Origin of the sequence: Streptomyces sp. NPDC088707 (assembly GCF_044752725.1) — a bacterium.
Lineage (GTDB): Bacteria > Actinomycetota > Actinomycetes > Streptomycetales > Streptomycetaceae > Streptomyces.
In genome coordinates, this window is the sequence record NZ_JBIVLV010000007.1 from 115,876 (window position 1) to 142,576 (window position 26,701).

Annotated in this window: 22 protein-coding genes; 3 read left to right on the forward strand and 19 right to left on the reverse strand. The window is 71.1% G+C overall.

What is annotated here, in order from left to right:
• Positions 1-90: 90 nt before the first annotated feature.
• The 10 genes from aroQ to ACIP84_RS21970 form a co-directional block, all read right to left on the reverse strand.
• Entirely contained in the window at positions 91-537 is a 447-nt protein-coding gene (gene aroQ / locus ACIP84_RS21925) for a type II 3-dehydroquinate dehydratase (protein WP_355963777.1), read from the reverse strand.
• Positions 534-1,631 carry a 3-dehydroquinate synthase gene (aroB, locus tag ACIP84_RS21930; protein ID WP_401799563.1) on the reverse strand — a complete coding sequence of 366 codons (1,098 nt, stop codon included), beginning with the start codon at positions 1,629-1,631 and terminating at the stop codon, positions 534-536. Before aroB ends, aroQ begins: the two co-directional genes overlap by 4 nt.
• Positions 1,628-2,149 carry a shikimate kinase gene (locus ACIP84_RS21935; RefSeq protein WP_355963781.1) on the reverse strand — a complete coding sequence of 174 codons (522 nt, stop codon included), beginning with the start codon at positions 2,147-2,149 and terminating at the stop codon, positions 1,628-1,630. The genes aroB and ACIP84_RS21935 overlap by 4 nt, the downstream gene beginning before the upstream one ends.
• Positions 2,146-3,330 carry a chorismate synthase gene (gene aroC / locus ACIP84_RS21940; protein ID WP_401799564.1) on the reverse strand — a complete coding sequence of 395 codons (1,185 nt, stop codon included), beginning with the start codon at positions 3,328-3,330 and terminating at the stop codon, positions 2,146-2,148. The genes ACIP84_RS21935 and aroC overlap by 4 nt, the downstream gene beginning before the upstream one ends.
• 179 nt (positions 3,331-3,509) lie before the next feature.
• Positions 3,510-4,337 carry a shikimate dehydrogenase gene (locus ACIP84_RS21945; protein WP_355963786.1) on the reverse strand — a complete coding sequence of 276 codons (828 nt, stop codon included), beginning with the start codon at positions 4,335-4,337 and terminating at the stop codon, positions 3,510-3,512.
• Between the two features lie 2 nt (positions 4,338-4,339).
• Positions 4,340-6,151 carry an endolytic transglycosylase MltG gene (gene mltG, locus ACIP84_RS21950; protein ID WP_401799566.1) on the reverse strand — a complete coding sequence of 604 codons (1,812 nt, stop codon included), beginning with the start codon at positions 6,149-6,151 and terminating at the stop codon, positions 4,340-4,342.
• A gap of 102 nt (positions 6,152-6,253) precedes the next feature.
• Entirely contained in the window at positions 6,254-6,718 is a 465-nt protein-coding gene (gene ruvX / locus ACIP84_RS21955) for a Holliday junction resolvase RuvX (RefSeq protein WP_030316278.1), read from the reverse strand.
• A 2-nt stretch (positions 6,719-6,720) separates the two neighbouring features.
• The gene (gene alaS / locus ACIP84_RS21960) at positions 6,721-9,390 is read right to left on the reverse strand and encodes an alanine--tRNA ligase (RefSeq protein WP_355963792.1); all 2,670 of its coding nucleotides are present in this window, start codon (positions 9,388-9,390) and stop codon (positions 6,721-6,723) included.
• Complete coding sequence (locus tag ACIP84_RS21965; protein ID WP_401799567.1) at positions 9,390-9,746, reverse strand: DUF6167 family protein; 357 nt, start codon at positions 9,744-9,746, stop codon at positions 9,390-9,392. The genes alaS and ACIP84_RS21965 overlap by 1 nt, the downstream gene beginning before the upstream one ends.
• A gap of 6 nt (positions 9,747-9,752) precedes the next feature.
• On the reverse strand, positions 9,753-10,190 hold the full coding sequence (locus ACIP84_RS21970; protein WP_055599503.1) for a DUF948 domain-containing protein: 438 nt from the start codon (positions 10,188-10,190) through the stop codon (positions 9,753-9,755).
• A gap of 158 nt (positions 10,191-10,348) precedes the next feature.
• On the opposite strand from ACIP84_RS21970, the gene ACIP84_RS21975 reads away from it, so the two are divergent.
• On the forward strand, positions 10,349-12,673 hold the full coding sequence (locus ACIP84_RS21975; RefSeq protein WP_401799569.1) for an ATP-binding protein: 2,325 nt from the start codon (positions 10,349-10,351) through the stop codon (positions 12,671-12,673).
• Positions 12,674-12,722: 49 nt separating this feature from the next.
• Here the strand turns inward: ACIP84_RS21975 and rpsD are convergent, their stop codons facing one another.
• The 5 genes from rpsD to ACIP84_RS22000 all read right to left on the reverse strand — a co-directional run bounded on the left by rpsD (position 12,723) and on the right by ACIP84_RS22000 (position 18,003).
• Positions 12,723-13,337: a 30S ribosomal protein S4 gene (rpsD, locus tag ACIP84_RS21980; protein ID WP_024758279.1), complete on the reverse strand. Its 615-nt coding sequence runs from the start codon at positions 13,335-13,337 to the stop codon at positions 12,723-12,725.
• A 447-nt stretch (positions 13,338-13,784) separates the two neighbouring features.
• Positions 13,785-15,137: a replication-associated recombination protein A gene (locus tag ACIP84_RS21985; protein WP_401800015.1), complete on the reverse strand. Its 1,353-nt coding sequence runs from the start codon at positions 15,135-15,137 to the stop codon at positions 13,785-13,787.
• A gap of 63 nt (positions 15,138-15,200) precedes the next feature.
• Positions 15,201-15,827, reverse strand: a complete 627-nt coding sequence (locus ACIP84_RS21990) for a vitamin K epoxide reductase family protein (protein WP_401799570.1) — start codon at positions 15,825-15,827, stop codon at positions 15,201-15,203.
• Between the two features lie 186 nt (positions 15,828-16,013).
• The gene (gene hisS / locus ACIP84_RS21995) at positions 16,014-17,276 is read right to left on the reverse strand and encodes a histidine--tRNA ligase (protein WP_355961193.1); all 1,263 of its coding nucleotides are present in this window, start codon (positions 17,274-17,276) and stop codon (positions 16,014-16,016) included.
• 10 nt (positions 17,277-17,286) lie between these two features.
• A complete protein-coding gene (locus ACIP84_RS22000) occupies positions 17,287-18,003 on the reverse strand; it encodes an MBL fold metallo-hydrolase (protein WP_319318056.1) in 717 nt (238 codons plus the stop codon).
• A 172-nt stretch (positions 18,004-18,175) separates the two neighbouring features.
• Between ACIP84_RS22000 and ACIP84_RS22005 the strand changes: the two genes are divergently transcribed.
• The gene (locus ACIP84_RS22005; protein WP_401799572.1) at positions 18,176-18,979 is read left to right on the forward strand and encodes a peptidylprolyl isomerase; all 804 of its coding nucleotides are present in this window, start codon (positions 18,176-18,178) and stop codon (positions 18,977-18,979) included.
• Positions 18,980-19,178: 199 nt separating this feature from the next.
• Positions 19,179-20,408 carry a DUF349 domain-containing protein gene (locus tag ACIP84_RS22010; RefSeq protein WP_355961190.1) on the forward strand — a complete coding sequence of 410 codons (1,230 nt, stop codon included), beginning with the start codon at positions 19,179-19,181 and terminating at the stop codon, positions 20,406-20,408.
• A 67-nt stretch (positions 20,409-20,475) separates the two neighbouring features.
• Here ACIP84_RS22010 and ACIP84_RS22015 read toward each other — a convergent pair whose 3' ends face one another.
• The 4 genes from ACIP84_RS22015 to secD form a co-directional block, all read right to left on the reverse strand.
• Complete coding sequence (locus ACIP84_RS22015; protein ID WP_355961188.1) at positions 20,476-22,971, reverse strand: bifunctional (p)ppGpp synthetase/guanosine-3',5'-bis(diphosphate) 3'-pyrophosphohydrolase; 2,496 nt, start codon at positions 22,969-22,971, stop codon at positions 20,476-20,478.
• Positions 22,972-23,209: 238 nt separating this feature from the next.
• Positions 23,210-23,761: an adenine phosphoribosyltransferase gene (locus tag ACIP84_RS22020; RefSeq protein ID WP_355961185.1), complete on the reverse strand. Its 552-nt coding sequence runs from the start codon at positions 23,759-23,761 to the stop codon at positions 23,210-23,212.
• Positions 23,758-24,834 carry a protein translocase subunit SecF gene (gene secF / locus ACIP84_RS22025; RefSeq protein WP_355961183.1) on the reverse strand — a complete coding sequence of 359 codons (1,077 nt, stop codon included), beginning with the start codon at positions 24,832-24,834 and terminating at the stop codon, positions 23,758-23,760. Before secF ends, ACIP84_RS22020 begins: the two co-directional genes overlap by 4 nt.
• A 1-nt stretch (position 24,835) precedes the next feature.
• Positions 24,836-26,617: a protein translocase subunit SecD gene (secD, locus tag ACIP84_RS22030; protein ID WP_401799576.1), complete on the reverse strand. Its 1,782-nt coding sequence runs from the start codon at positions 26,615-26,617 to the stop codon at positions 24,836-24,838.
• Positions 26,618-26,701 lie beyond the last annotated feature (84 nt).

Below are 26,701 nucleotides of genomic sequence, written 5' to 3' on the forward strand. Positions count from 1 at the left end.
CCTGTTGTAGCCGGTGTATCCGGTGCGCCGGAACGTTACCGCCCCCGGCCCCCACAGGGGGAACGGCCGGGGCCTCCCCCTGGTGCCCCGTCAGTCCGTGAGTTCCTCGGCGAGCGCCCGCAGCGCCAGCCGGTAGGAACCGATCCCGAACCCGGCGACCGTCCCGGTCGCCACGGCCGCGACGACCGAGGTGTGCCGGAACTCCTCCCGGGCGTACGGGTTCGAGATGTGGACCTCGATTAGCGGCGCGGTCCGCTGGGCGGCCGCGTCCCGCATCCCGTACGAGTAGTGCGTGAACGCACCCGGGTTGATCACCACCGGCACCGAGCCGTCCGCCGCCTCGTGCAGCCAGCGGATCATCTCGCCCTCGTCGTTCGTCTCCCGCACCTCGACGTCGAAGCCGAGCTCCGCGCCGAGGGCCTTGCAGGACTCGACGAGCCCCTTGTAGGAGGTGGCGCCGTAGATGTCGGGCTCGCGGGAGCCGAGCCGGCCCAGGTTGGGGCCGTTGAGCACCAGGACGGGACGGGGCTCGCTCACGCGGACACCTCGCCGTACGCCGCGATCAGGACCGCCGGGTCGGGGCCCTCCAGGACGGTGGGCTTGCCGATCCCGTCGAGCACGATGAAGCGCAGCAGGTCACCACGGGACTTCTTGTCCACCCGCATGGTCTCGAGCAGCTTGGGCCACTGGTCGCCGCGGTAGCTGAGCGGCAGTCCGACGGACTCCAGGATCGCCCGGTGCCGGTCGGCGGTGGCGTCGTCGAGGCGGCCGGCGAGGCGGCCGAGCTCGGCGGCGAAGACCATGCCGACGGAGACGGCGGCGCCGTGGCGCCACTTGTACCGCTCGTTCTTCTCGATGGCGTGGGCGAGGGTGTGGCCGTAGTTGAGGATCTCGCGTCGGCCGGACTCCTTGAGGTCGCCGGAGACGACCTCGGCCTTGACCCTGATCGAGCGGACGAGCAGCTCGGCCGTGTGGGGACCGGCGGGGGTACGGGCCGCCTGCGGGTCCTCCTCGATGAGGTCGAGGATCACCGGGTCGACGATGAAGCCGGCCTTGATGATCTCCGCGAGGCCGCTGACGTAGTCGTGCACCGGCAGCGAGTCGAGCGCGGCCAGGTCGCAGAGGACCCCGGCGGGCGGGTGGAAGGCTCCTACGAGGTTCTTGCCCTCGGCGGTGTTGATGCCCGTCTTGCCGCCGACGGCCGCGTCGACCATCGCGAGGACGGTGGTCGGTACGGCGATCCAGCGGACGCCCCGCAGCCAGGTCGCGGCCACGAAGCCGGCCAGGTCGGTGGTGGCGCCGCCGCCGACGCCCACGATGACGTCACTGCGGGTGAAGCCGGTCTGGCCGAGCGCCTTCCAGCAGTAGGCGGCGACCTCGGCGGTCTTCGCCTCCTCGGCGTTCGGCACCTGGATGGCGACCGCCTCGTAGCCCTGGTCGGCGAGGTCCGCGCGGAGCGCCTCACCGGTGTCGGCGAGCGCCTCCGGGTGGATCACGGCGACCCGCTTGGCCCGGTCGCCGATGAGGGCCGGGAGCTCGCCCAGCAGCTGCCGGCCGACCAGCACCTCGTACGGATCCGTGCCGGCGCTGCCGGCGACGTGGATACGGGTGACTTCCTGGTCCGTCGTCATGCGTCCTTCTTCAGATCCAGTGCCGCGAGGACCGCGTCCGCGACCTCTTCGGGGGTGCGGTCGTCGGTGGTGACGACGGCCCGCGCGACTTCGGTGTACAGATGGCGGCGCGCCTCCATCAGCTCGCGCCACTGACGGCGCGGATTGACGGCGAGCAGCGGGCGCGCGGTGTTGAGGCCGACGCGCCGGACCGCCTCGTCGACGTCCATCGAGAGGTACGCGACGGGCAGCCCGGCCAGCAGGGCGCGGGTTCCGGCGTCGAGGATCGCGCCGCCGCCGAGGGCGAGGACGCCCTCGTGCCCGGCGAGGGCCGCGGCGACCGCGTCCCGCTCCAGGGCGCGGAAGTGCTCCTCGCCGTCCTCGACGAAGATGTCGGAGATCTCTCGGCCCTCGGCGGCGACGATGTCGGCGTCGGTGTCCCGGTAGGGCGCGCCGAGCCGTTCGGCCAGGAGCGCGCCCACCGTGGACTTGCCGGAGCCCATGGGCCCGACGAGGACGACCAGGGGACCGCCGGTCACCGGATGCGCAGGTTCTCGAGGTACGACCGCACGTTGCGGCGGGTCTCGGGGACGCTGTCGCCGCCGAACTTCTCGACGACGGCGTCCGCGAGGACGAGCGCGACCATGGCCTCGGCGACGATGCCCGCCGCGGGGACGGCGCAGACGTCGGAGCGCTGGTGGTGGGCCTGGGTGGCCTCGCCGGTGGCGACGTCGATGGTGGCGAGGGCGCGGGGCACGGTCGCGATGGGCTTCATCGCGGCGCGGACCCGGAGCAGCTCGCCGGTGGTCAGGCCGCCCTCGGTGCCGCCGGAGCGGCCGGAGGTGCGCTTGATGCCCTCCTCGGTCCTCACGATCTCGTCGTGCGCCTTGGAGCCGGGCACGCGGGCCAGCTCGAAGCCGTCGCCGACCTCGACGCCCTTGATGGCCTGGATGCCCATGAGGGCGGCGGCGAGCCGCGCGTCGAGACGCCGGTCCCAGTGGACGTGGGAGCCGAGGCCGACGGGCACGCCGTAGGCCAGCACCTCGACGACACCGCCGAGGGTGTCGCCGTCCTTGTGGGCCTGGTCGATCTCGGCGACCATCGCCTTCGACGCGTCGGCGTCGAGGCAGCGGACCGGGTCGGCGTCGAGCTTCTCGACGTCGGCGGGGGTCGGGTAGACGCCGTACGGCGCCTTGGCGGCGGCCAGTTCGACGACGTGCGAGACGATCTCGATGCCCGCGGTCTCCTTGATGAAGGAGCGGGCGATCGCACCGAGGGCGACACGGGCGGCGGTCTCCCGGGCGCTGGCGCGCTCCAGGATCGGCCGGGCCTCGTCGAAGCCGTACTTCTGCATGCCGGCGAGGTCGGCGTGACCGGGACGCGGCCGGGTCAGGGGGGCGTTGCGGCCCGTCTCCTTGAGCTCGGAGGGGTCGACCGGGTCGGCCGCCATGACCTTCTCCCACTTGGGCCACTCGGTGTTGCCGACCATCACGGCGATCGGGGAACCGAGGGAGAGCCCGTGCCGGACTCCGCCCAGGAAGGTGATCTCGTCCTGCTCGAACTTCATCCGGGCGCCACGCCCATAGCCGAGGCGTCGCCGCGCGAGGTGGTCCGCCACCAGCTCAGTGGTGACCGGGACGCCGGCGGGAAGACCCTCCAGTGTCGCGACCAGCGCGGGTCCGTGGGATTCCCCAGCGGTCAGCCAACGCAACCTGCTCAACGATGCTCCTCATGCTCGCGCCTGGGTACTGCGACGGCGCGACCGGGTGCGCGGCCCTGGCCCGCCATCCCTGATCCTCCCACGTCCGCGGGACGAACCCGTCCTCCGGTCCAGCTGTCGGACGCGGATCCCGCCGTTCCCGGCGTTCTCGCAGTACGCGGCCGGGGCCCGCGGTGGCCCTATCGGGCCGCCAGGGCCTGCTCCCCCGCCGCGCGCATCGCCGCGAGCGGCGCCCTGGGGACGCCGGTCATCTGCTCGACCTGGAGGACGGCCTGGTGGACGAGGAGGTCGAGGCCGCCGACCACCTTGCCGCCGCGGTCGGACCAGGCCGCGGCGAGCGCCGTCGGCCACGGGTCGTACAGGACGTCGAAGAGGGTGCCGACCGTGTCGGGGACGGCGCCCGCGAGGGCGTTCGTCGTGCCGGCGGGGGTGGTCGCGATCACCAGCGGGGAGGCGAAGGCCTCCGCCGCGTCGTCCCAGGCGGCGGTACGGACCTCCACGCCGAGCCGCTCGCCCCAGCCGCGCATCTCCTCGGCCCGCGCCTCGCTCCGTACGTACGCGGTGACGGGTCCGTCGCAGATCCGGGCAAGCGCGGCGAGCGCGGAGGAGGCGGTGGCGCCGGCCCCGAGGACCGCCGCCGAATCCACCTTCTCGACGCCCCGCTCCCGCAGTGCGGCGAGCATGCCGGGGATGTCGGTGTTGTCGCCGACCCGGTGGCCGTCCTCGCGGAAGACGACCGTGTTCACGGCCTCGACCGAGGCGGCCGTGTCGCTGATCCCGTCAAGCAGCGGGATGATCGCCCGCTTGAGCGGCATGGTCAGCGACAGACCGGCCCAGCTGTCATCCAGCTGGCCGAAGAAGCCGGGCAGCCCGGCCTCGTCGACCTCGAAGCGCTCGTACGACCAGTCGTCGAGGCCGAGGGCGGCGTACGCGGCCCGGTGCAGGACCGGGGAGAGCGAGTGCGCGATCGGCGAACCGAGGACGGCCGCGCGGCGGGACAGGGTCATGGTCAGTTCCCCGCGTTGAACTTGTCGACGAGCTTCTGGTGCTCGGCGAGCGTCTTGGCGAATTCGGTCTTGCTCATGCCGTCGGTGGCGACGAAGTAGATCCAGCCGTCCTTCGTCGGGTCGAGCATGGCGGCGAGTGCCTCGTTGCCCGGGTTGCTGATCGGACCGGGCGGCAGTCCCTTGTGCTTGTACGTGTTGTACGGGTCGGTGTTGCTGTTCGCCTCCTTCTCGGAGATCTTGATCTCCGACTGCCCCTTCAGGTAGTTGAGGGACGAGTCGAACTGCAACAGCTGGAACGTCTCGCGGTTGTCCGGCGCCAGGCGGTTGTAGATGACCTCGGCCATCTTGCGGAAGTCGTCGTGCGTCTTGCCCTCCGCCTGGACCAGGCTGGCCACCGTGAGGAGCTCCCACGGCCCCTCGACGCCGAGCCCCTTCGCCTTCGCTTCGAGGTCGAGCTTCGTGTACTCCTGGTTGGCGCGCGCGACCATCTTGCGGAGGGCGTCCTCCGGCTTGCTGCTCTTGGCGACCGGGTAGCTCGCCGGGAAGAGGAATCCTTCCAGCGGGTCCTTGATGTCGGGGTGCTTCCTGGCCCAGTCGGGCAGTCCGAGGCTGTTCGCCTTGGCGAAGGCGATCTCCTTGGTGGTGCCCGGCTTGAGGTCGAGTCGCTTGTCGAGCTGGTCGTACACCCAGGCGTTGCGCTTGCCTTCGGGAATGACGAGGTTCGCCTGGCTGGCCGGGTCGAGCATCATCTTCACCGCGCTCTCGGCCGACATCTCCTTCTTCAGCGTGTACACACCCGCCTGGATGGAGAGGCCCTTGGAGTTGCGCCCCTGCGCCGAGACGAAGGCGTCGACGCTCTTGACCACGCCCGCCTTCTTCAGGATGTTGCCGATCTCGGCGCCGAGCGCGCCCTTGGGGATCTCGACCTGTACGTCCCCGCTGCCGGTCCCCGCGTAGTCCTCCGCCGCGCCGAACTGGCCCTGCCAGAACTGGTAGCCGAAGTAGCCGACGCCGCCGACGCCGCCCGCGAGGACGAGCGCGACGACCAGGCAGGCCACGCCGTTCTTGCCCTTGCGCTTGTTCGCCTTGCTCCGGCGTTCGCGGTCGCCGCCGCGGGAGCCCCGGCCGCGGCCCGGCTCCTCGTCGTACCCGTCGTCGTCCGGGGCTTCCTCGCCGGTGAAGAAGGGGTGCTTCTCCTCCTCCGGCTCCGGGTGGGCCTCTTCCTCCGGCGCCCAGTCGATCACCGGCTCCGGCGGGTTCTGCCGGCGGCCGGGAGGCTGGGGCGGGGGGTACGCCTCGGGCGTGCCGTACAGGTCGGGGTTCTGACCGCCGTACGGATCGGCCGGCGGCGCGCCATACGGCATGGCCGCCTGGCCCGTCTCCCAGTTGCCGTCGTACTGCTGTCCGAGGTGCCCGGGCGTGTCGTACCCGCCGTGGTCCTGATACCCCGTCCCGTACTGCTGCTGTTGCTGGTGCTGCTGGTGCTGCTCGTACGCCTGCTGGTACTGCTGCTGCGCCTGCTGCTGGTACTGCGCCTGCGGATCGACGTATCCCTGCGGCTGCTGCTGGTACTGCTGGGCATGCTGCTGCTGGTGGTTCTGCTGGTACGGGTCGCCCTCGTACGCCTGCGGGACCTGACCGGTCTGGCCGCCCTGCCCGTACGGTTCCTGGTAGCCGTGCGCGTCCTGGCCGTACTGGTTTGCCTGCTGCGGGTGCGGGTAGTGCTGCTGCTGGCCCTCCCACCCCTGGTCCCCGTACAACGGGTCCCCGGGGTGCCACGGTTCGGAGCCGGGGCTCCGGCCATACTCAGTCATCGATCCCCAAAACAGCCGCGAGGCTTCCGGACGATCCGCCTCTACGTAGTGCGGCAGCTGTTCGAACACCGCCGCATCGCGCGGAACGTTACCGTATCGCGATCAGATGACCACTTCGACGCCCTCACCGGGCGGATTACCTGATACCCGTTCGGACTCAAGAGCGTTCTGAAGGATGATCACCGCGGCGGCCTGATCGATGACGGACCGCCCCTTCTTGGCCTTCACACCGGAGGCCCGCAGCCCCTGGGTCGCGGTGACCGTGGTCATCCGCTCGTCGACCAGCCGGACCGGCACCGGGGCGATGCCCTTGGCCATCTCCCCGGCGAAGGCACGGACCTTGGTCGCGGCCGGACCCTCCCGCCCGCTGAGCGAGCGGGGCAGACCCACGACGACCTCGATCGGCTCGTACTCCTCGACGATCTGGCGGAGCCGCCGGTGGGCGGCCGGGACGTCACGTCCCGGCACGGTCTCCACCGGCGTGGCGAGGACCCCGTCGGGGTCGCACGAGGCGACCCCGATCCGGGCGTCCCCGACATCGACCGCGATACGGCGGCCGCGACGCATCGTCACGCCGTCTCCACCACGAGACGCTCGACGGCGGCGATGGCCTCGCCGACGGCCTGCGGGTTCGTGCCGCCGCCCTGGGCGACGTCCGGCTTGCCGCCGCCACCGCCACCGAGGGTCTTGGCAGCCGTGCGGACCAGCTCGCCGGCCTTGAGACCGCGCTCGCGAGCGGCCTCGTTGGTGGCGATGACCGTGAGCGGCTTGCCGTTGGCCGTGGTGAACAGGGCCACGACCGCCGGGCGGTCGGACGGGAAGCGGCCGCGGATGTCGAGGACCAGCTTGCGCAGGTCGTCGGCGCCGGTGCCGTCCTGGACCTGACCGGTGACGAGGGCGAGGCCGCGGATGTCCTGGGCGGAGTCGACGAGACCGGCGGCGGCCTGGAGGACCTTCTCCGCGCGGAACTTCTCGATCTCCTTCTCGGCGTCCTTCAGCTTGCCGAGCATCGAGGAGATCTTCTCGGGGAGCTCCTCCGGACGGCCCTTGACCAGCTCCTGGAGCTGGGCGACGACCGTGTGCTCGCGGGCGAGGAAGTTGTACGCGTCGACCCCCACGAGGGCCTCGATACGGCGCACGCCGGAGCCGATGGACGACTCGCCGAGCAGCTTCACCAGACCCAGCTGGGCGGTGTTGCCGACGTGCGTACCGCCGCACAGCTCCTTGGAGAAGTCGCCGATGGTGACGACGCGGACCTGCTCGCCGTACTTCTCGCCGAACTCGGCGATGGCTCCCTGGCGCTTGGCCTCGTTGATCGGCATGACCTCGGCGTGGACCTCCAGCTCGCGCGAGAGGACCTCGTTGATCTTCTGCTCGACGTCGGTGAGGACGGCGCCGGGGACGGCGTTCGGCGAACCGAAGTCGAAGCGGAAGCGGCCGGGCTGGTTCTCGGAACCGGCCTGGGCGGCCGTCGGGCCGAGGGCGTCGCGCAGCGCCTGGTGGGTGAGGTGGGTGGCCGAGTGGGCGCGGGCGATGGCCCGGCGGCGGCGCACGTCGATGCTGGCGTAGGCGGTGGCGCCCACGGTCACCTCGCCGACCTGCACGGAACCCTTGTGCACGGAGACACCGGGGACGGGCTGCTGGACGTCACGGACCTCGATGACCGCGCCGCTGTGCAGCTTGATCCGGCCCTGGTCGGCGATCTGGCCGCCGCCCTCGGCGTAGAACGGGGTGCGGTCCAGGACGACCTCGACCTCGTCGCCCTCGGAGGCGGCCGGCGAGGAGACGCCGTTGACGAGCAGACCGACGACCGTGCTCTCGCCCTCGGTGTTGGTGTAGCCGGTGAACTCGGTGGCGCCGTTGCTGTCGGCGATCTCCCGGTACGAGGTCATGTCGGCGTGGCCGGTCTTCTTCGCCTTGGCGTCGGCCTTGGCGCGGTCCCGCTGCTCCTTCATCAGGCGGCGGAAGCCGTCCTCGTCCACGGAGAGGCCCTGCTCGGAGGCCATCTCCAGGGTGAGGTCGATCGGGAAGCCCCAGGTGTCGTGGAGCAGGAACGCCTTGTCGCCGGAGAGGATCGTGCCGCCGGCGGCCTTGGTCTCGGTGACGGCGGTGTCGAGGATGTTGGTGCCGCCCTTGAGGGCCTTGAGGAAGGCGGCCTCTTCGGCGAGGGCGACGGTCTCGATGCGCTTGCGGTCGGTGACCAGCTCCGGGTACTGCTCGCCCATCGTGTCGATCACGGTGTCGACGAGGTCCTGGACGACCGGACCGGTGGCGCCGAGCAGGCGCATGTTGCGGACGGCGCGGCGCATGATGCGGCGCAGCACGTAGCCGCGGCCCTCGTTGCCCGGGGTGACCCCGTCGCCGATGAGCATGACGGACGTGCGCATGTGGTCGGCGACCACGCGCAGCGAGACGTCGCTGTCGTGGGCCTTGCCGTAGGCGACGCCGGTGAGCTCGGTGGCCTTGTCGATGACGACCTGGAGGGTGTCCGTCTCGTACATGTTCTGGACGCCCTGGAGGATCATCGCCAGGCGCTCGAGGCCGAGGCCCGTGTCGATGTTCTTCGACGGCAGCTCGCCGAGGATCGGGAAGTCGTCCTTCCCGGTGCCCTCGCCGCGCTCGTACTGCATGAAGACCAGGTTCCAGATCTCCACGTACCGCTCGTCGTTGACGGCCGGGCCGCCCTCGACGCCGAACTCGGGGCCGCGGTCGTAGTTGATCTCGGAGCACGGGCCGCAGGGGCCGGGGACGCCCATCGACCAGTAGTTGTCCTTCTTGCCCAGGCGCTGGATGCGCTCGGCGGGGACGCCGACGACGTCGCGCCAGATCTGCTCGGCCTCGTCGTCCTCCTCGTAGACGGTGATCCAGAGCTTCTCCGGCTCGAGCCCGTAGCCGCCGTGCTCCACCGGGGTGGTCAGCAGCTCCCAGGCGAGCTTGATGGCGCCTTCCTTGAAGTAGTCGCCGAAGGAGAAGTTGCCGCACATCTGGAAGAACGTGCCGTGGCGGGTCGTCTTGCCGACCTCTTCGATGTCCGGCGTACGCACGCACTTCTGCACGCTCGACGCGCGCGTGAAGGGCGGCTTGACCTCGCCCAGGAAGTAGGGCTTGAAGGGCACCATGCCGGCGGGGACGAGGAGCAGAGTCGGGTCGTCCGCGATGAGCGACGCCGAAGGGACGACGGTGTGCCCGCGCTCCTCGAAGAAGCTCAGCCAGCGGCGGCGGATTTCAGCCGACTCCATCAGTGGTCCTCATTCCGGTTGTACGAGATCGTGGGAATTGCATGCGTGGTCGGGTGCGGGGTGGGGCCGAGCGCACCCCGGCGGCGCGGCTCCGGAAGCTCGGGGCCCTGGGCCGGTCCCGGCTCGACGGGTGCGTCGAGGCCGAGTGCCTCCTCCAGTTCGGCCTCCCGCTGGACCATGCCCGCCCTCACGTCGAGGGCGAAGTCCTTGAGGCGGTGGCCGGTCTCGATGGCCTTGTTCGCGGCCTGGGCCGCGAGGCTCTCGGGGGTCAGCTGCTTCAGCTTCCGGTTGACCTTGGTGGTGGCCCACACGCCGGCGGCTGCGCCGGCCGTGAACCAGAACGTGCGGCGGAACATCGCGGCTCAGCCCTTCTGCTTCCGGCGTCGCGAGGACGGCACGGTACGGCCGACGATCACAGTACGTCGCGAGGAGGTCCGCGGCACGTCCGCGCCGTCCCCGCCGCGGCCCAGCGCCTTGCGCACCCCGTAGCCGAAGGCCGCGACCTTGACGAGCGGGCCGCCGAAGGTGGAGGCGACGGTGGAGGAGAGCGCGGAGGCGTTGGAGGTGACCTCCTGGACGTCCGAGGCGATGGCGTCGACCCGGTCGAGCTGGGTCTGTGCCGAGCGGACGGTCGCGGAGGCGTCGGCCAGCAGGGGAACGGCCTGCTCGGTCACGTCCGCCACCATCTTGGTGGTCGCCCTGAGCGTCTGCGCCAGCCTCACCAGAACCACGGCGAGGAAGGAGACCAGGATCGCCCAGAAGACGGCCACCAGGATCCCGGCAACCTCTCCACCGGTCACTCTGCACCGCTCTCTGCTGTCGTTGGGCCCTTACGAAAAGTCGTTCCCCGACCCTATCGCGCCCGGGCTGTCGCCCCGCACCGCATTACCGCCTGTGCGACGGGAGTTACGGGAACCGATTGTACGGAGCGCGCGGGGGTGAGTACGCTCCGTGTCCCATGCGACGGAGCAATCTCCCGGCGGAGCTCAACCGGTTCGTCGGACGGACCACCGAGCAGGCCGCACTGACGGCGCTCCTCGACGCGTCCCGCCTGGTCACGGTCGTGGGTGTGGGCGGGGTCGGCAAGACCCGGCTCGCCCTGAGGACTGCCGCGGGGGTGCAGAAACGCTACAGCGACGGGGTGAGGCTCGCCGAGCTCGCGCCGCTGCGCGATCCCGAGCTGATCGAGTACGCCCTGGTCGAGGCGCTCGACCTGACCGACCACACACCCCGGCCCCCGCGCGAGGTGCTCGTCGAGCATCTCGCCGAGCGGCGGACGCTGCTGGTCGTGGACGGTTTCGAGCACCTCGTGGAGGACTGCGCGCCGCTGGTGCGGGAACTCCTGGAGCACGCTCCCGGGCTCACCGTCCTCGCGATCGGCCGCCGGCCCCTGCGGGTGGCGGGCGAGGCGGTGTTCCCGCTGGCGCCGCTGGGCGAGGAGGACGCGATGACGCTGCTCGCGGAGCGGGCGGCGGAGGCGGGCGCGCCGAGCCTGCCGGCGCCGGGTGCGGAGCCCGGGGCCGGGGTCGAAACCGGGAGCGGGGGCGGAGCCGGGGCCTTCCGCGGTGTTCCGACGCTGACGGGCGCGCCCGTCCACCCGGGCACGGCCGCGGCCCGGTCCGGAGTCCCGGGAGGTCCGGTCGCGGGCCCGTCCCGGGCCGGCGGCCGGGACGCCGTTCGGGAGCTGTGCCGGCGCCTGGACGGGATTCCGCTCGCCCTCGAACTGGCGGCCGGGCGGCTGCCGCTGCTCTCCGTCGAGCAGATGCTGTACCGCCTCGACGACCGCTTCCGGCTCCTCACGGACGGCGCGCGCGGCGCACTCCCCCGCCATCAGACACTGCGCACCGCCATCGGCTGGAGCCATGAGCTGTGCACCCCGGAGGAGCGGCTCCTCTGGGCGCGGCTCTCCGTCTTCCCCGGCCCCTTCGACCTGGAGGCGGTGGAGTACGTCTGCGGCGGCCCGGAGCTGCCGCCGGAGCGGATCCTGGAGCTGCTCGGCGGGCTGCTCGCGCAGTCGCTGCTCACCCGGGAGGACACCCCGGCCGGTCCCGCGTACCGGATGCTCGACACGGTCTCGGCGTACGGGGCGGAGTGGCTCGCGGCGCTCGACGACACGGAGCGGATGCGGCGGCGGCACCGCGACTGGTACATGGGCCTGGCCACCTGGTGCGAGCTGGAGTGGTTCAGCCCTCGCCAGCCCGAGGTGGCGGCACTGACGGAGGCGGCGCTGCCGCATCTGCGGGCGGCCCTCGAACTCTGCCTGGAGCTGCCGGAGGATGCGCATCTCGCCCAGCACCTGGCGGGCACGCTCTGGTTCGCGTGGGTGGGCTGCGGACGTCTCTCGGAGGGCCGGCACTGGCTGGACCGGGCCCTGGCGCTCGAATCCGGCCATGAGGAGGCGCGGCTCAAGGCGCTGTGGGTGCTCGGGTACGTGACGGTGCTGCAGGGCGACGGTACGGCGGCGGTGGCGGCGCTGCACGAGTGCGGGGAGCGGGCGAGGTCCTCGCGGAACGCGCTGGCGGAGGCGTACGCGACGCACCGGATGGGCTGTCTCGCGCTGCTCACGGACGACATTCCGCGGGCCGAGGAGCTGATCGGGCGGGCGCTGGAGTCGTACCGGGAGCTCGGCGAGCTGAACAGCAATGTGCTGATGGCACAGATCGAGCTGGCGATGGCGCGGGCCTTCCGGGGCGACCAGGAGGGGGCGGGCGCGCTCTCCCGGGAGGTCCGGGAGGTCTGCGAGGAGCGGGGCGAGCTGTGGGCCCGGGCGTACGCCCTCTATGTGCTGGGGTATCTGGCGTGGACCCGGGGCGCGTACGGGGAGGCGCGGGAGCTGCTCACCGAGTGCGTGTCGATCAACGACAGCTTCCGTGACCTGGTCGGTCTCGTCCTGGCGATCGAGCTGCTGGCCCTGGTGACGGTGAGCGAGGGCGACGCGGAGGAGGCCGCGGTCCTCCAGGGGGCGGCGGTCCCGGTGTGGGACACGGTGGGTGTCCGGCTCTTCGGCTCGGAGGCGTTCGGCGTGCCGAGGGCGCTGTGCGAGCGGCAGGCCTCGGAGGCGCTCGGTGCGGAGGCGTACGGCGCCGCGTTCCGTGCGGGCCAGGGGCTCTCGCCGGCGGAAGCGGTGGAGCGCGCGCTCGTGGCCGGCCGGAATCCGGCCGTCGCCGTCCCGGCGGAGGAGTCCGCGCCGCGTCCGTTCCGTACGGCCGGCACGGCGGCGGTCCCGGGAACGCGGAAGCCCGCCGGCTCCCCCACCGGTAAGGGCGGGGAAGCGGCGGGCTGAACACCGCGCGGGTGGTACTACGTCCCCCGGCCTGCGCCGGGGGCCCGGATCAGCGGGCGTAGTACTCGACGACCAGCTGCTCGTCGCAGATGACCGGGATCTCCTTGCGGTTCGGGTCGCGGTCGAGGCGGAAGGCCAGGGCCTTCAGGTTGACCTGCAGGTAGCGCGGGGTCTCACCGTCGGCGGCGAAGCCACCCTCACGGGCGACCTCGAACAGCGGCTTGGTGCGGCTGCGCTCGCGGACCATCACGACGTCGTCGGGACGGACGCGGAACGACGGCTTGTCGACCTTGCCACCGTTGACCTGGATGTGGCCGTGGACGACCATCTGGCGGGCCTGGTAGATGGTGCGGGCGATGCCCGAACGCAGGACCAGGGCGTCGAGGCGACGCTCGAGCTCGACGACCAGCGCCTCGCCCGTCTTGCCTTCGGCCTTCTTGGCACGGTCGTAGGCGCGCGCCATCTGGCGCTCGCTGATGTCGTACTGGGCGCGCAGACGCTGCTTCTCGAGCAGGCGGACCTTGTAGTCCGAGTTCTGCTTGCGGCCACGGCCGTGCTCGCCCGGCGGGTAGGGGCGGGCCTCGAAGTACTTGACGGCCTTCGGGGTCAGCGCGATGCCGAGGGCACGCGACTTCTTGACCTTGGGACGGGACTGGTTCGGCATGAACCAACCTCTCTACTGGTACGAAACGGCTTCACCAGGGTTAGGGGAGGTCGCATCCGCAGCCCGGGAAACCCGTCGGGTCCGTGCAGGACGGACCGTGCCGGGCAGCCGCTCCCAGGTCTGGGCACATACGTGCAGCACGCGAACGACCCACCGCCGCTCCCGGAATCCCGGGTGGTGGTGGGTGGCACGCGACACCTTCGAAGGTGCGCGACGCTCCTGGAAACCCCACCCGAGGGCCGGGTCTCCGGCTGACTGTCCCGTTCTGGTGGTGCCGACCGGAGCCGGACACGGGACGCAGCAATCCGGACCAGTGTACCGGTTCCGCGGGGCTCGCTCGCACGCGGTCCGGCGACCTCAGCGGCAGCTGTCCAGGAGCTGCCGGATGGACCGCCTTCTTCCCGGCGGGGACACCGTGAGACCGTACGTCGCCGGCGAAGGGCGCGCCTACTCGTCGCCCTTCAGGCGGGCCCTCACGCGCTCCACCACGTCCGCGTACCGCGCCTCCGCGCCGTAGCGCGTCGGTTCGTAGTACTGGCGGCCGTGGATCGTGTCCGGGGCGTACTGCTGGGCCGCGATGCCGCCCGGGACGTCATGGGGGTAGACGTAGCCCTGGGCGTGGCCGAGCTTGGCCGCGCCCTTGTAGTGGCCGTCGCGCAGATGCGGCGGGACCGATCCAGCGAGGCCGTTGCGCACGTCCGCCAGGGCGGCGCCGATCGCGGTGGTCGCCGCGTTCGACTTCGGGGCCAGGGCCAGGGCGATGGTCGCGTGGCTCAGGGTGAGCGCCGCCTCGGGGAAGCCGATCATCGCGACGGCCTGCGCGGCGGCGACGGCGATCGGCAGTGCGTTCGGATCGGCGAGTCCGATGTCCTCGCTGGCGGAGATCATGAGGCGCCGGGCGATGAACCGCGGGTCCTCCCCCGCCTCGATCATCCGGGCCAGGTAGTGCAGGGCCGCGTCCACGTCCGAGCCGCGGATCGACTTGATGAGCGCGCTGGCCACGTCGTAGTGCTGGTCGCCGTCCCGGTCGTACTTCACGGCCGCGCGGTCGACGGTCTCCTCGACCGTCTCCAGGGTGATCTCCGGCTCGCCCTTGGCGATGGCCGCGCCCGCGGCCGCCTCCAGGGCGGTCAGGGCGCGCCGGGCGTCGCCGCCCGCGACCCGCAGGAGGTGGGCCTCGGCGTCCTCCGGGAGGGTCACCGCCCCGCCGAGACCGCGCTCGCCGGTGAGCGCCCGGGTCATCAGGCCGCGCAGGTCGTCGTCGGTCAGCGGCTCCAGGGTGAGGAGCAGGGAGCGGGAGAGGAGCGGGGAGATGATCGAGAAGTACGGGTTCTCGGTGGTGGCCGCGATGAGCGTGACCCAGCGGTTCTCGACGGCGGGCAGCAGCGAGTCCTGCTGGGCCTTGGAGAAGCGGTGGATCTCGTCGAGAAAGAGGACGGTCTCCTTGCCGTAGCCGCCGACCGCGCGGCGGGCTCCGTCGATGACGGCGCGGACCTCCTTGACGCCCGCGGTGATCGCCGAAAGCTCCACGAACCGCTTGTTGGTGGCCTTGGAGACCACGTACGCCAAGGTCGTCTTCCCGATGCCGGGCGGGCCCCAGAGGATCACCGACGAGGCGCCGGCGGGGCCGCCGTCGCCGTCGCCCACGAGTCGGCGCAGCGGCGATCCGGGCTTGAGCAGGTGCTTCTGGCCCACCACCTCGTCGAGGGTGCGCGGGCGCATCCGGACGGCCAGCGGGCTGCTGGCGGGGTTCTTCTCCTGGCGGTCTTCGGCTGCTGCCGTAAAGAGGTCGGGCTCCACAGTCATGAAGCCTAGGTCACGCCACCGACAGCGCCGGATCCGTCGCCGGACCGCGGGCGGACGTCAGCTGGTCCAGAAGTCCCACCAGCGGGTCAGGACCAGCATGCCGATGATCCCGACGTGCAGGACGGGGAGGACCCAGGTGAACTCGTCGAAGAAGGTCCTGAGGCCGCGGGGGGCGGGGATGACGCCGCTGCGGACGTTCTGCGAGGTCACGTACCAGAACATGACGATGGTGGCGACCCAGGCCAGGCAGCACCACAGGCACAGCGAGTTGATCTCGTACAGCGACTGGTACATCAGCCAGGTGCAGAAGCCGACGCCGAACAGGGTGCCGGCGTTGAGGCCGAGCCAGTACCAGCGGCGGTAGCGGGCCCCGGCGAGCAGGGCGAGACCGATCGCGATCACCATGGCGTAGGTGACGAGGCCGAGCATCGGGTTCGGGAAGCCGAAGACCGAGGCCTGCTCGCTCTTCATGATGTTGCCGCAGGAGACGACCGGGTTGAGGCTGCACCCGGGGACGAAGTCCGGGTCTTCCAGGAGCTTGAACTTGTCGATCGTGATGACCCAGGCGGCGAGCGCCCCGGCCGCTCCGGTGATCACGAGCATCCAGGCGAAGGCCTTGCTCGCCCCGATCGTGCCGCCGTCGTGCCGGCCGGACGCGGCCTCGTCCACCGCTGCCTTCGTCATGTCGCCTGTTCCCTCGCTCGCGAGCCTTGTGGGCACGGTCATTCTGCCGTACGGGGCGGCGCGCCCACCGTTCGCCGGGGATAAGTGAAGCGAACGTAAGGGCGAAGGGAAGGGGCCCGGACCCACGCGCGTGCGTGGGTCCGGGCCCCTTCCCCGGTGAGTCCGTCAGGCTCTCCGCGAAGACCGTCAGGCCAGCTTGGCCCGTACCGCGTCGAGCAGCGCGTCCACGGCGACGGCCTGCTGCTCGCCGGACTCCATGTCCTTGAGCTGGACGACGCCCTCGGCGAGGTCGCGCTCACCGGCGACGACGGCGAGGCGGGCGCCGGAGCGGTTGGCGTCCTTCATCGCGCCCTTGAGGCCCTTGCCGCCGAACGAGAAGTCCGCGGAGACGCCCTCCCGGCGCAGCTCGGTGACCTTGCCGAAGAGGAGCCGGCGCGCCTCCTCGCCGATGGCCACGGCGAAGACGCTGGTGACGGCGGGGAGGTCGAGCTCGATGCCCTCGGCCTCCAGGGCGAGGACCGTGCGGTCCACCCCGAGCGCCCAGCCGACGGACGGCAGCGCGGGGCCGCCGATCATCTCGGAGAGGCCGTCGTAGCGGCCGCCGCCGCCGACCGCCGACTGGGAGCCGAGACCGCCGTGGACGAACTCGAAGGTCGTGCGGGTGTAGTAGTCCAGGCCGCGCACCAGCTTGGCGTCGTCCTCGAACTCCACGCCCGCGGCGGTGACCAGGGCGCGCACCTCCTCGTGGTACGCCTTGCACGCGTCGCAGAGGTAGTCGCCGAGCAGCGGGGCGCCGACGAGCTGCTTCTGCACGGACTCGCGCTTGTCGTCGAGGACCCGCAGCGGGTTGATCTCGGCGCGGCGCAGGGTCTCCTCGTCGAGGTCGAGCCCGCGCAGGAAGCCCTGGAGCGCCTCGCGGTAGACGGGACGGCACTCCTTGTCGCCCAGCGAGTTGAGCAGGATGCGGAAGTTCCGCAGCCCGAGGGAGCGGTACGCCTGGTCGGCCAGGATGATCAGCTCGGCGTCGAGCGCCGGGTCCTCGGCGCCGATCGCCTCGGCACCGACCTGGGAGAAGTGGCGGTAGCGGCCCGCCTGGGCCCGCTCGTAGCGGTAGTACGAGCCGGAGTACCAGAGCTTCACCGGCAGGTTGCCCTGCTTGTGCAGGTTGGCCTGGAGGGCCGCGCGCAGCACGGACGCCGTGCCCTCGGGGCGGAGGGCGAGGTGGTCGTTGCCCTTCGTGGTGAGGGTGTACATCTCCTTGGTCACGATGTCGGTGGACTCACCGACACCGCGGGAGAACAGCTCGACGTTCTCGAAACCGGGCGTCTCGATGTAGCCGTAGCCGGAGTTCCTCAGCGGCGTGGAGATCGCGTCCCGGACCGCCAGGAAGGTGGCGGAGCGGGGCGGGATCAGGTCGTACGTGCCCTTGGGGGCCTGAAAGGTGCTCACGAAAGTCTCGTCACATTCCTCGTCGGGGAGCGTCCGTGCTGCTGCTCCCTTGGCGGCTCGCGGCCACGTCCCGCAGATAGGGGTTCGTGGCGCGCTCCTGGCCGATGGTCGTCTGGGGACCGTGTCCCGACAGCACCACGGTCGAGTTGTCGAGCGGCAGGCACACACGGGCCAGCGAAGCGAGCATCTCGTCCATGTCACCGCCGGGAAGGTCGGTGCGTCCGATGGAGCCGGCGAACAGCAGGTCCCCGGAGAAGAACACGGAGGGGATCTCCGTGGTCTCCGGCATCCTGAAGGTCACCGACCCCTTGGTATGACCGGGCGCGTGGGCGACGGAGAAGTCCAGACCGGCGAGCTTCAGCTCGGCGCCGTCCGTCAGTTCTCGCACGTCGTCGGGCTCCCCCACGGTCAGCTCGCCCATGAGGGGCATCCCGATGGAGCGGCCGAGGGCCTTCTCCGGGTCGCTCATCATGTAGCGGTCGGACGGGTGGATCCACGCGGGCACGTCATGGGCGCCGCACACCGGGACGACGGAGGCGACGTGGTCGATGTGTCCATGGGTGAGGACGACGGCGACGGGCTTGAGCCGATGCTTCTTCAGCGTCTCCTCGACACCCTGGGCGGCCTGGTGGCCCGGGTCGATGATCACGCACTCCTCGCCTGCGGCGGGGGCGACCAGATAGCAGTTGGTCCCCCAGGCCCCGGCGGGGAACCCGGCAATCAGCACGTTCGTCCTTAGTTGTCGTCCGGCACGGGGGCGCGGAATTCGCGGAACCCGCGGAAAACGCGGAATACGGCAGATCAGAGCCTACCGGCGGTGCCGGTTCCACAGCCAACCCGTATACGGTACGGGCACACCCGGCCAGGACAGGAACACACGAGCGACAGGAGCGGAACCGGTGGTCACCAGCGATCAGCGGCGGCGGCAGCTTGCCAGGGAGAAGTACGCGCGGCAGCAGCAGCGGCGGGAGGAGAACCGGCGCAAGGCGAAGCGCCGCAACACCGTCATCGCGGCCGCCGTCGCGGTGGTCCTCGCGGCCGGCGGCGCGGTGTACGCGTCCGTGGCGCTGACGGGCGACGGCACCAAGGACAACGCGGGCTCCGACAAGTCGGCGAGCAGCTCGCCCAGCAGCCCCGCGCCCTCGCAGAGCGAGTCGTCGAGCGCCGAGCCGAAGATGTCGGTGGACGCCAAGGCCACGTACGCCATGGCGCTCAAGACGAACGAGGGCGACATCACGATCACCATGGACGCGGCGAAGACCCCGCGCACCGTGAACTCCTTCTCGCACCTCGCCGGGAAGAAGTACTTCGACGGGACGAAGTGCCACCGCCTCACCACCAGCGGCATCTTCGTGCTGCAGTGCGGCGACCCCAAGGGCGACGGCACCGGCGGCCCGGGCTACACCATCCCGGACGAGAACCTGGACGCCCTGGGCAAGGCGGGCTCGAGCGGCTCGGTCACCTACCCCGCGGGCACCGTGGCGATGGCGAACACCGGGCAGCCCGGCAGCGGCGGCTCGCAGTTCTTCCTCGTCTACAAGGACACCAAGCTGCCGCCGAGCTACACGCCGTTCGGAAAGATCGACGCGGCCGGCCTCCAGGTGGTCAAGGACGTCGCCGAGGCCGGTGTCACGGGCGGTGCCGCCGACGGCGCCCCGAAGAAGGCCGTCACCATCGAGAAGGCGACCGTCGCGAAGAAGTGAGCCGGGGTCCGCACGCGCGCGTGGCCGCCGAATCTCGGTCGCGCTGAGTGCGGACAGCCGGGCCGCCGTTCGCCTAGATTGGCGTTGTGCAGCGTTGGGCCGTCGGCCGCGCTGCGGAAGGCGGGCGAGGCCCGCCGGGAAACTGTGGACGATGCCCGGGGGGTACCACCCCGCGACGGCATCATGGTGAGGAGGCGCTGTGAGCAGCGACCCGTGGGGCCGCGTCGACGAGACGGGCACCGTGTACGTGCGGACGGCCGAAGGCGAGAAGGTCGTCGGATCGTGGCAGGCCGGCACCCCTGAGGAGGCTCTGGCCTACTTCGAGCGCAAGTACGAGGGCTTGGTTGTCGAGATCGGCCTCCTCGAGAAGCGGGTGAAGACCACCGACCTCTCGGCGAAGGACGCCACCGCGGCGATCGAGCACATCCGCCAGCAGATCGACGAGCACCACGCCGTCGGCGACCTGGCCGCGCTCGCGACCCGCCTCGACAAGCTCGTCGAGACGGTCGACTCGCGACGCGAGGAGCGCAAGGCCCAGAAGGCCAAGCAGACCGACGAGGCGCGCTCCGCCAAGGAGAAGCTCGTCACCGAGGCCGAGGAACTGGCCCAGAGCGAGCAGTGGCGCTCCGCGGGCGAGCGGCTGCGGGCGCTCGTGGACACCTGGAAGGGCCTGCCCCGGCTCGACCGCAAGTCCGACGACGAGCTGTGGCACCGCTTCTCGCACGCCCGCTCGGCGTTCTCCAAGCGCCGCAAGGCCCACTTCGCCTCGCTCGACGCCCAGCGCGAGGACGCCCGCAAGGCCAAGGAGCGCCTGGTCGCGGAGGCGGAGTCGCTGTCGAACTCCACCGACTGGGGCACCACGGCGGCCCGCTACCGCGATCTGATGACGGAGTGGAAGGCTGCCGGCCGCGCCCAGCGCGAGCACGAGGACGACCTGTGGAACCGCTTCCGCGGCGCCCAGGACGTCTTCTTCGCGGCGCGCGGCGAGGTCTTCGCCGAGCGGGACGCGGAGCAGACCGAGAACCTCAAGCTGAAGGAGGAGCTCGCGACCGAGGCCGAGAAGCTGCTGCCGGTGTCGGACCTGAAGGCGGCGCGTGCCGCCTTCCGCTCCCTCAACGAGCGCTGGGAGGCCATCGGCCACGTCCCGCGGGACGCCCGTCCCAAGGTCGAGGGCCGGATGCACACGGTCGAGCGGGCCATCCAGGAGGCCGAGGAGACCGAGTGGCGCCGGACGAACCCGGAGGCACGCGCGCGTGCCGCGGGTCTGACCGGTCAGCTCCAGGACGCGGTGGAGAAGCTGCGCAAGCAGATCGACGCGGCCCGCGCCGCCGGCAACGACGCCAAGGCCGACAAGCTCTCCCGTGAGCTGGAGGGCCGCCAGGCCCTGCTCGACCAGGCCGTGAAGGGCCTGGAGGAGTTCGGCGGCTGACCCCGGCCGTGACCGTACGAGGAAGGCCCCCCGGCTCACCGCCGGGGGGCCTTCCTCGTATCCGCCGCTACGGCCTGCGGGCCGAGGTCACGCGGTAGACGTCGTAGACGCCCTCCACGCCGCGTACGGCCTTCAGGACGTGGCCCAGGTGCTTCGGGTCGCCCATCTCGAAGGTGAAGCGCGAGGTGGCCACCCGGTCGCGGGAGGTCTGGACGGCCGCCGAGAGGATGTTGACGTGCTGGTCCGAGAGGACCCGGGTGACGTCGGAGAGCAGCCGCGAGCGATCCAGGGCCTCGACCTGGATGGCGACGAGGAAGACCGAGGACTGGGTGGGCGCCCACTCGACCTCGAGGATCCGCTCGGGCTCCCGGGAGAGCGACTCCACGTTGACGCAGTCGCTGCGGTGAACCGATACGCCACTGCCGCGGGTGACGAAGCCGATGATCGGGTCGCCGGGCACGGGGGTGCAACAGCGGGCCAGCTTCACCCAGACGTCCTCGACGCCCTTGACGACGACCCCGGGGTCGGCGTTGGAGCGGCGCTTGGAGCGGCCGCGGACGGGCGGGGCCGTCTCGTCGATGTCCTCGGTGGCCGCCTCCTCGCCGCCGAGCGCCTGGACCAGCTTCTGCACGATGGACTGGGCCGTGACATGGCCCTCACCGATCGCCGCGTACAGCGAGGAGATGTCGCTGTAGCGCATCTCGTGGGCGAGGGTGACGAGGGAGTCGCCGGTGAGGATCCGCTGGATCGGCAGGTTCTGCTTGCGCATGGCCCGCGCGATGGCGTCCTTGCCCTGCTCGATGGCCTCGTCGCGGCGCTCCTTGGAGAACCAGGCACGGATCTTGTTGCGGGCGCGCGGGGACTTGACGAAGCCCAGCCAGTCGCGGGAGGGCCCGGCGCCGGCGGCCTTGGAGGTGAAGACCTCGACCAGGTCGCCGTTGTCGAGGGTCGATTCGAGCGGCACGAGCCGCCCGTTGACCCGCGCCCCTATGGTGCGGTGGCCGACCTCGGTGTGGACGGCGTACGAGAAGTCGACGGGGGTCGCGCCGGCGGGCAGCGCGATGACGTCGCCCTTGGGCGTGAAGACGAAGACCTCGTTGCGCGAGAGGTCGAAGCGCAGGGACTCCAGGAACTCGCTGGGGTCCTCGGTCTCCTTCTGCCAGTCGAGGAGCTGGCGCAGCCACGCCATGTCGTTGAGGTGGTCGTCCTTGCCGGTCCGCTTGGGGACGTCGGCGCGGACCTTGGAGGCTCCGGCGACGGCCTCCTGCTTGTACTTCCAGTGGGCGGCGATGCCGTACTCGGCGCGCCGGTGCATGTCGAAGGTGCGGATCTGCAGCTCGACGGGCTTGCCGTTGGGTCCGATGACCGTCGTGTGCAGCGACTGGTACATGTTGAACTTCGGCATCGCGATGTAGTCCTTGAACCGGCCGGGGACCGGGTTCCATCGCGCGTGGACGGTGCCGAGGGCGGCGTAGCAGTCCCGCACCGTGTCGACGAGGACGCGGATGCCCACCAGGTCGTAGATCTCCGCGAAGTCACGGCCGCGGACGATCATCTTCTGGTAGACGCTGTAGTAGTGCTTGGGGCGGCCGGTGACGGTGGCCTTGATGCGGGCGGCGCGCAGGTCGGCCTGGACCTCGTCGGTCACTATGGCGAGGTACTCGTCCCGCTTGGGGGCGCGCTCGGCCACGAGCCGGACGATCTCGTCGTACATCTTGGGGTAGAGGATCGCGAAGGCGAGGTCCTCCAGCTCCCACTTGATGGTGTTCATGCCCAGGCGGTGGGCCAGGGGCGCGTAGATCTCGAGGGTCTCGCGGGCCTTCTTCTCCTGCTTCTCCCGCTTGAGGTAGCGCATGGTGCGCATGTTGTGCAGGCGGTCGGCGAGCTTGATGACCAGGACGCGCGGGTCCTTGGCCATGGCGACGACCATCTTGCGGACGGTCTCGGCCTGCGCGGCCTCGCCGAACTTGACCTTGTCGAGCTTGGTGACGCCGTCGACGAGCAGCGCGACCTGGTCGCCGAAGTCGCGGCGCAGGGTGTCGAGGCCGTACTCGGTGTCCTCGACGGTGTCGTGCAGCAGGCCGGCCATCAGGGTCGCCGGGTCCATGCCGAGCTCGGCGAGGATGGTGGTCACGGCGAGCGGGTGCGTGATGTACGGGTCGCCGCTCTTGCGCTTCTGACCCCGGTGCCAGCGCTCGGCGACCTGGTAGGCCCGCTCGACCTGGCGGAGTGTGGCCGTCTCGATCTTCGGGTCGTTGGAGCGGACGATCCGCAGCAGCGGTTCGAGGACCGGGTTGTACGGGGAGGAGCGCTGGACGCCGAGCCGGGCCAGGCGGGCACGGACGCGGTTGGACGAGCCTCCCGAGCGCGCGGGCGCCGCCGGCGCGGGCCGCGTGGGGGCCGGTGCGTCGGGTGCCGGGGGCTTGGGCGCCGGCGGCGCGGAGGCGGCAGGCGGGGGCCCGGTCTCCGCGGGCTTGTTCTGGGGCGCACCCGTTCCCGGCGCGGCCTTGTCGGCCTTCGGGTCGGGCTGCGCGGCGGAGAGTGACTGGGCCTCGTCTGGCAAGAGCGCTCCTCTGGCGGTTCCCCCGGACGCGGTCTGGGGGAGGTACCGGGTCCCCCGGTCAGGCCCGGAAGGCCATGGTATCGAGCCCTGACACGCACTGCTCACGCGGCCGGGCGGGGAACGGGCCCGACGGTCGGGCGCGGCACGCCTCTCGGGTCCCGGACCGGGACACCTCGGAGAACCGACGGGGCGCTCCGGGGATTCCCCGGAGCGCCCCGTGCGGGGTGGAACCCCGATGTCAGACGGTGATCAGCGCCGTGAGCGGAGCGCCGTTCAGAGCCGGCTCCAGGCGGGCGCGGCCGGGGAGGAAGCCGAGTTCCATCAGGACCGCGACGCCCGCGACGTCGGCGCCCGCGCGACGGATGAGCTCGATCGAGGCCTCGGCCGTCCCGCCGGTGGCGAGGACGTCGTCGATGACCATGACGCGGTCGCCCGCGGCCAGGTCCTCGGCGTGCACCTCGATCTCGGCGGTGCCGTACTCCAGCTCGTACGCCTGGCGGAGCGTCGCCCCGGGGAGCTTGCCGGCCTTGCGGACGGGGATGAAGCCCAGTCCCGCGCGGACGGCCACCGGGGCGGCCAGAATGAAGCCGCGTGCCTCGAGACCGACGATCTTCGTCGCGCCGTGCGCGGAGCACAGCCCGGCGAGGACGTCCGTGAGCGCCGTGAACGCCTCCGGGTCCGCGAGCAGCGGCGTGATGTCCTTGAACAGCACGCCCGGCTTCGGGTAGTCCGGTACGTCGCGGATGCGGCTGAGCAGGAGGTCGGTGACGTCCTGGGCCTCGGCGGTCATCCCCGCTGCTCCGAGGAGCGGCCGCGACGGCTCGCCCGCGGGCCGACGACGGCGATCTCGTCGTCGGACCGGTCGTCCGAGCCGTCGTACGACTCGCCCTTGGCGGCCGCACCGGCCCGCTTCGCCGTGATGCGCTTCTTGAGTGCCCTGATCGCCGGCTCGCGCTCCTTGAGGTCGGCGACGAGCGGGGTGGCGATGAAGATCGAGGAGTACGCACCGGCGGCGAGACCGACGAACAGCGACAGCGAGATGTCGTTGAGCATGCCGGCGCCGAGGACGCCACCACCGATGAAGAGCAGGCCGGCGACCGGCAGCAGCGCGACGACGGTGGTGTTGATCGAACGCACCAGGGTGCCGTTGATCGAGCGGTTGGCCAGCTCGCTGTACGTGAAGCGGGTCTGCTTCGTGATGTCCTTCGTCTGTTCCTTGAGGGAGTCGAAGACGACGACCGTGTCGTACAGCGAATAACCGAGGATCGTCAGCAGACCGATGACCGTACCGACGGTGACCTCGAAGCCGACCAGCGAGTAGATGCCGACCGTGATCGTGAGGTCGTGGATCAGCGCGATGAGCGCCGCGACCGCCATTCTCCACTCGAAGGCGATGGCCAGATAGATCACCACGAGGATCATGAAGACCCCCAGACCGGTCCAGGCCTTGGTGGCGATCTGCTCACCCCAGCTGGGACCGACGAGCTCCGCCGCGATCTTGTCCTCGGGGACGTTCAGGTCCTTGGCGAGCTCCGTGCGGACCTTGTCGGACTGCGCGGTGTCGAGGCCGCCGACCTGGATGCGGAGGGAGCCGTTGCCGAGCTGCTGGACGATCGCGTCGTGGCCGGAGGCCTCTTCCGCGTACTCCTGGGCCTGGCTGACGGAGACTTCCGACTTCGGGGTCGTGAAGACGGCGCCGCCCTGGAACTCGATGCCCATGTTGAGGCCGCGGACGGCCAGGGCGACGATGGCGGTGATGGTGATCAGGATGGACAGGCCATACCAGATCTTGCGGTTGCCGATGAAGTCGTAGCCGACCTCACCACGGTGGAGCCGGGCGCCGAGATCGCCGAGCTTCGACATCTCACGCCTCCTTCGGGTCGACAGGGCCAGCGACAGAGGCATTGGCACGACGGGTGCGGCGCAGCGGCGGCTTGGCGCCGAGTCGCTTCGGGTCGAGGCCGGACCAGGGGTGGCCGTCGCCGAAGAACCTGGTCCGCGCGAGGAGCGTCATGACCGGCTTGGTGAAGAGGAACACCACGACGACGTCGAGCAGGGTGGTCAGGCCGAGCGTGAACGCGAAGCCCTGGACCTTGCCGACGGTGACGATGAAGAGCACGGCCGCGGCCAGGAACGACACGAAGTCGGAGACCAGGATGGTGCGACGGGCGCGCGGCCAGGCGCGCTCGACGGCCGGGCGGAGCGTGCGGCCCTCGCGGAGCTCGTCACGGATGCGCTCGAAGTACACGATGAACGAGTCCGCGGTGATACCGATGGCGACGATGGCGCCGCAGACGGCCGGCAGGTTCAGCGCGAAGCCGATGGCCGGGCCGAGCAGGGCCATGATCACGTAGGTGAGCAGCGCGGAGACGCCGAGGCTGAGGATGGCGATCAGCGACAGGCCGCGGTAGTAGGCGACCAGGTAGATGATGACCAGACCGAGGCCGATGGCGCCGGCGATCAGGCCGGCCTCCAGCTGGTCACCGCCGAGCGCGGCGGTGACGGTGTCGACGCTCTGCGTCTCGAAGGTCAGCGGCAGGGCACCGTACGACAGGATGTTGCCGAGGTCCTGGGCCGACTGCTGGTTGAAGTTGCCGGAGATCTCGGCACTGGCGCTCAGCGTCTGGCGCACCGACGGGGCCGAGACGACCTCGCCGTCCAGGACGATCGCGAAGCGGTTCTGCGGGTCGGCCTGCGAGGACAGCTTGCCGGTGATCGCCTGGAACTTCTTCGAACCCGCGTCCGTGAAGTCCATCGTGACGATCCACATGCCGCGCTGCTGGTCGAGCTGGCCCTTGGCGTCGTCGACGTCACGGCCCTCGACCTCGGCCGGGCCGAGGAGGTACTTCGACCACACGCCCGGCTCGTCCTCGCCACAGGCCACGGTGGGCTCGGCGGGCTTGACGCCCTGGCCGGCGGCGCTGCGCTGCTTGGGGTCGAGGCAGTTCAGGGAGGTGAACTTCTGCTGGAGCGCCGCGGTGGCGGCGTCCGGCGTCGGCGTCGCCGACGGGGTGCCGGTGGCCTTCGGCGTCGCGGACGACGAGGCGCCGCCGGTCGGCGTCGGGGTGGGGCTCGGGGCCTTGAGGGCCTCGGTGAGCGCACGGCCCTGGGCGGAGCCGGTGGGCGTCGGGGTGCCCGACTTCTCGCCCACGGACGAGCCGGAGGTGGAGGCCGACGGCTTCGGCGTGGCCGAGGGAGAACCGGAGGAGCCGGCGGTGGGCGCCGCGGCGGGTCCACCGTTCGTCACCGCGAGAACGGGCCGGAAGTAGAGCTGGGCGGTGGTACCGACCTGCTCCCGGGCCTGCTTCTCGTTCGTCCCGCGAGGGATGTTGACGATGATGTTCTCTTTGCCCTGCGTCTGGACCTCGGCCTCGGAGACACCGAGACCGTTGACCCGGCGCTCGATGATGCCGACGGCGGTGTTCATGTTGGTCTCGTTGACCGCCGACTCCTGGCCGGGCTCAGCCTTGGCCTTGAGCGTGATCGAGGTACCGCCGGCGAGGTCGATGCCCAGGCGCGGGGTGGTGTGCCCCGACCAGAACATGCCGCCGGTGAGCGCGACCATGGCGATCAGGATGAGTGCCAGGGCGCGGCCCGGCCGGCTCTGTCCCCCCGCCGGCCTTCGGCCCTTCTTCGGTGCTGCCACCTGTCGTATCTCCCTGTCCAACCGTCCCGCGCCGGGTGTGCGCGGGACGGCCACGAAGTGTGTGTGGGGACCTTCCCCCGCAGA

Excerpts from the sequence above, each read along its gene's own strand:
- aroB (WP_401799563.1), bottom strand. The coding sequence starts at position 1,631 with ATGACGACGGACCAGGAAGTCACCCGTATCCACGTCGCCGGCAGCGCC.
- ACIP84_RS21945 (WP_355963786.1), bottom strand. The coding sequence starts at position 4,337 with ATGACCCTGTCCCGCCGCGCGGCCGTCCTCGGTTCGCCGATCGCGCAC.
- mltG (WP_401799566.1), bottom strand. The coding sequence starts at position 6,151 with ATGACTGAGTATGGCCGGAGCCCCGGCTCCGAACCGTGGCACCCCGGG.
- ruvX (WP_030316278.1), bottom strand. The coding sequence starts at position 6,718 with ATGCGTCGCGGCCGCCGTATCGCGGTCGATGTCGGGGACGCCCGGATC.
- alaS (WP_355963792.1), bottom strand. The coding sequence starts at position 9,390 with ATGGAGTCGGCTGAAATCCGCCGCCGCTGGCTGAGCTTCTTCGAGGAG.
- ACIP84_RS21965 (WP_401799567.1), bottom strand. The coding sequence starts at position 9,746 with ATGTTCCGCCGCACGTTCTGGTTCACGGCCGGCGCAGCCGCCGGCGTG.
- ACIP84_RS21975 (WP_401799569.1), top strand. The coding sequence starts at position 10,349 with ATGCGACGGAGCAATCTCCCGGCGGAGCTCAACCGGTTCGTCGGACGG.
- rpsD (WP_024758279.1), bottom strand. The coding sequence starts at position 13,337 with ATGCCGAACCAGTCCCGTCCCAAGGTCAAGAAGTCGCGTGCCCTCGGC.
- ACIP84_RS21990 (WP_401799570.1), bottom strand. The coding sequence starts at position 15,827 with ATGACGAAGGCAGCGGTGGACGAGGCCGCGTCCGGCCGGCACGACGGC.
- ACIP84_RS22020 (WP_355961185.1), bottom strand. The coding sequence starts at position 23,761 with ATGACCGCCGAGGCCCAGGACGTCACCGACCTCCTGCTCAGCCGCATC.
- secF (WP_355961183.1), bottom strand. The coding sequence starts at position 24,834 with ATGTCGAAGCTCGGCGATCTCGGCGCCCGGCTCCACCGTGGTGAGGTC.